3 protein-coding genes are annotated in these 3,514 nt (G+C 63.0%); all 3 read right to left on the minus strand.

Annotated features, from left to right (window positions below):
- Positions 1-104: 104 nt before the first annotated feature.
- The 3 genes from OTB19_RS42125 to OTB19_RS42135 all read right to left on the minus strand — a co-directional run bounded on the left by OTB19_RS42125 (position 105) and on the right by OTB19_RS42135 (position 3,465).
- Positions 105-290 (minus strand): hypothetical protein, encoded by a 186-nt coding sequence (locus tag OTB19_RS42125; RefSeq protein WP_267804147.1) that lies wholly within the window; start codon positions 288-290, stop codon positions 105-107.
- A 98-nt stretch (positions 291-388) separates the two neighbouring features.
- Positions 389-2,368 carry a hypothetical protein gene (locus tag OTB19_RS42130; protein ID WP_267804145.1) on the minus strand — a complete coding sequence of 660 codons (1,980 nt, stop codon included), beginning with the start codon at positions 2,366-2,368 and terminating at the stop codon, positions 389-391.
- Positions 2,365-3,465 (minus strand): 5'-methylthioadenosine/S-adenosylhomocysteine nucleosidase, encoded by a 1,101-nt coding sequence (locus OTB19_RS42135; RefSeq protein WP_267804146.1) that lies wholly within the window; start codon positions 3,463-3,465, stop codon positions 2,365-2,367. The genes OTB19_RS42130 and OTB19_RS42135 overlap by 4 nt, the downstream gene beginning before the upstream one ends.
- Between the last annotated feature and the right edge of the window lie 49 nt (positions 3,466-3,514).

Genomic DNA, 3,514 nt, shown 5'->3' on the forward strand with positions numbered 1-3,514 from the left:
AGAAAGAACCTCGGAGAACCCGCCACCGGGACGGCCACCCGGGATACCGGCCTGCCCGAATCCGGAAACCCACCACAAAAGCAATCACACCGCGTGATCAAAGATCACGCGGTGGATCGAGGTTGAGGTTGCCCGCTCTGGACAGTGATCGCCACGACCGCGGTGGCTGCGGCGAGCGTGAAGTAGAGCAGATTGTCACGGAACCCTATCCGGGTCTTCTGCTCCTCCTTGATGCAGTTGTACTCGGCCAGCAGGAATTTGCTCTCGGTTACGTCATCTGTCGTGGCCACGGCCAACTCCTAAGCTGGGGTCGAGACTGGGCTGACGAGTGGGCGGGTAGGGCAACGGCGCTCTCCGGCCTTTGCCCGCCCCCGAAGGTCCGGAGCGCTTAATCAGCGGTATCGAAGGACGGCAGGTTGTTGGGGTTGTTTCGCTCGATCCAGCCTTTTCCGTCCGCCGCGATTCCTTCCAGGAGGCGGAAGGTGTGAATGAAACCAGCCGCATTGAGGTTGATCTCGGCGACTTCTTGGGCGTTCTCGTCCGGGGCCAGTTGATGGGCGTCTGCGTCCTTGACGCGAATATTCCTTGCCGGCCCGTTGGTGAGAATCAGTTCCAACTCGTAGCTGGCATGGGTGCTTTCCGTCACTTGTACGGAGGACAACGCCTCGAACCGGTAGTTGCTGCGCTGCTCGTTTCCGCGCTTCGCGTCGGTGAAATCAGTTTCCGAGCTAATTTCACGAACGCCATCCTGGGTGACCAGGAAGAGCCGGAAGCTGTAGCGCGAGTATCGCCAAGGGCCGCGCTTCGCCCGCCCCCGCTTGTAGGGGCGTGCGGGTGTCACCAGGATGGTGTGGGTGATCAGGTCACGCCAGGTGAGCTGGTAGTGCCGAAGCGCTTCGTCGATGAACAGTGTCTTGTCGCAGGTGAGCCAGTTCTCCATTTCCTGCTCACTTGGCCGCGTGGTGTCTAGGAATGACTTCCAGTTCTCGTATGCGATCTGTCGTGTGGACAGCCGCTCGTGATACTCCTGGGTCTCCCTGACCAGCCGATTCTCTTCACGCCGGGCCACCAGCCATGAGGAAGTAGCCGTGTACCCGGACCAGGCCATACCGACCACGGCCAAGACGGCGAGCGGAATACCCGATGCACCGCCACCTGAGGCCGCCGTTCCGAGCACGGAAAGCACTGTGATGCCGAGAATGCCGAGGGCGAACACGGAGAGAGCTTTCGCCATCACCGCATTTCTGTTCTGGCGACGGGGGCCGAACAGGGTGCCGCTGTTGTGGCGGTTTCGGGCGTCCTCGGCGAGGTAGCGGATCAGCCAGTTGACCCGCTCCACACTGATTCGGCTCTCGCGGTAGAGGAGCGCGATCTCGGTGGCGAGGCTGTTGCGGACGTGGATGGAGTACCCGAGCCATTCATCCGGGCCGAATCCGTGGGGCGCACGGATTGCGAAGTAGTGATCGAACGAGTGACGGACGCGCTCGGTGAACCCATCTCGGGTGGAGGCCGGGTCGCGCATGTGCGGGATGTGGGGCTCAGTCATGACGTTCGGCCGGTGGTCCCGGAAGCACCATCGGCGGCCGAAGTGAGTCGCAGTCAGGCCCGCACCGAGCGCCATCAGCAACTCGATGACTGCCTCAGCGGGATCTGAGACCAGCGCCGTGATCCAGAGGCATGCGCCGCCGATGACGAACATGGCTGCTCGGACCCGGAAGGCTGCCTGGGCGACGGCAGCTGTGCTCGGACGGGGCGGCAGGGCCCGTGGCCCAATGGGGTCGGGCTCGAAATAGGCCCAAATCCGGTGTACCCGGTCGTTGCCGAATCGATCTGTCTCCGCCCGCTCGCGATTCTCCGCCCACAGACTGTCCTTCAGCCCTCCGGTGAGTACGAGGTCGAGGTGGCGGAGGATCCCCTCGCGCTGGCGAGCCGGCAGGGCTCGCAGCCGCTTCAACACGAGCCCTGTGTCACCGTCTGCGGTGCTCAGCATCGCCAGCAGTTCGAAAGTGATGCGGAGGGCGTCTTTCCACTCTCCCTCGGCGTAGTTCCGTACGAGCCGGGAGGCGCGGTGCAGCTGTTGAATTTCCTCGGCGTTGAGGTCGTGGTAGGCGCGCGTACTGAGCATGGCGAGCACCCAGTGGAAACGAACCTCTGCGTTGTCGTTGCCGTGTGCGATTGAATCGGTGATCATTTCGCGAGCGCGGCTGGAGATGCCATCCTCCAGAAACCGGATACCTACCCTGTACTTCTCCTGAGGAGAGGCATCCGGATGGACGAAGTAGACATTGGAATTGTGTACGGTCTCGGCTTGGATTCCGACGGTGGAGTCGTATGCGGCCGAGTTGTGCGTGACGTTGCTGCCGTTCATGCCGAGCCACCCGTCGCCACAATCAGGGGTGCCAGCTTGGCCACCAGCACAGGGCACTCTGCGATGAGGCCACGTAACTTCTTGAGTGTCATGGCTGTCCGCTTGGACGATTCAGCAGTGTTCTCCCTTGCAGTCCGGCGGGCAGAGTCCAGATCGGCCAGCGCCTCTCGGCAGGTGTCGTCGTCGAGAGCACCCTCGGTGTGGTGACGCATCAGGTGCAGGCGAAAGCCGTCAAGTTCCGCGTTCAGGTCCTTCGGGCTGGTGACCTTGGGATCCGTGTTGAGGTAGACGTTACTGTCCTTGACAGAGCCGGCCATGATGCCAATGGTGCTGCCATGGGCGGTGTTGTGGACGTGCTCTGCGAGTCGGTCGCCCGATTGGGCTCTGTCTGTCCGGGGCACCGTGATCTCCGTCTGTTCCTTCACTAGCTCCATGGCCAGCCGTACAGCGAATGCCGCCGCGTTCGCCGCGGCCCGCGGCTGCCAGCTACGGTCCTCTGCGCTGCTCTTCGTGCCGTCGGCTCGATCACTGATTCCCCGGATGATCGCCACCGGCGCCCCGTTGAGGTGACCGGCCTGTGCCACACCGGCGGCCTCCATCTCGATCGCGAGGGCATCGTTGTAGTGCTGTCGGATCCACTGTGCCTCGGCCGAGATCTTCGAGTTCTGTACGACCTCGCCGGCCGCAATCGCACCGAAGTGCACCTGCGGGGCGCCCCCATGGCCGTGGGTGTCGTCGGTCCAGTTGTTCACGCGAGCGAGATGCGAGCCGAGCTGGCTGATGGCGTGGGGTGCCTCCCATACCCGTGGGCGGGCCTTCAGTCCGTCGTCCTCACTGGTCCCGCCGTGGTATGCGTACACGTGTGTCGCCATCACCACGTCGCCCAGTCTGGCGGTTTCCCACAATGCGCCGGCAACGCCGACGAACAGCACGGCCACCGGCGAGAATTCCTGAATCGCACGCTCAGCGATCACTGCGGAGGAATGATTGCCCTTGTTCGTCAGGGCGAGTGCGATACGGCATGAGCCTCGATCCACCGCGTGATCTTTGATCACGCGGTGTGATTGCTTTTGTGGTGGGTTTCCGGATTCGGGCAGGCCGGTATCCCGGGTGGCCGTCCCGGTGGCGGGTTCTCCGAGGTTCTTT

It is taken from the genome of Streptomyces sp. H27-H5 (assembly GCF_026627505.1).
GTDB lineage: Bacteria > Actinomycetota > Actinomycetes > Streptomycetales > Streptomycetaceae > Streptomyces.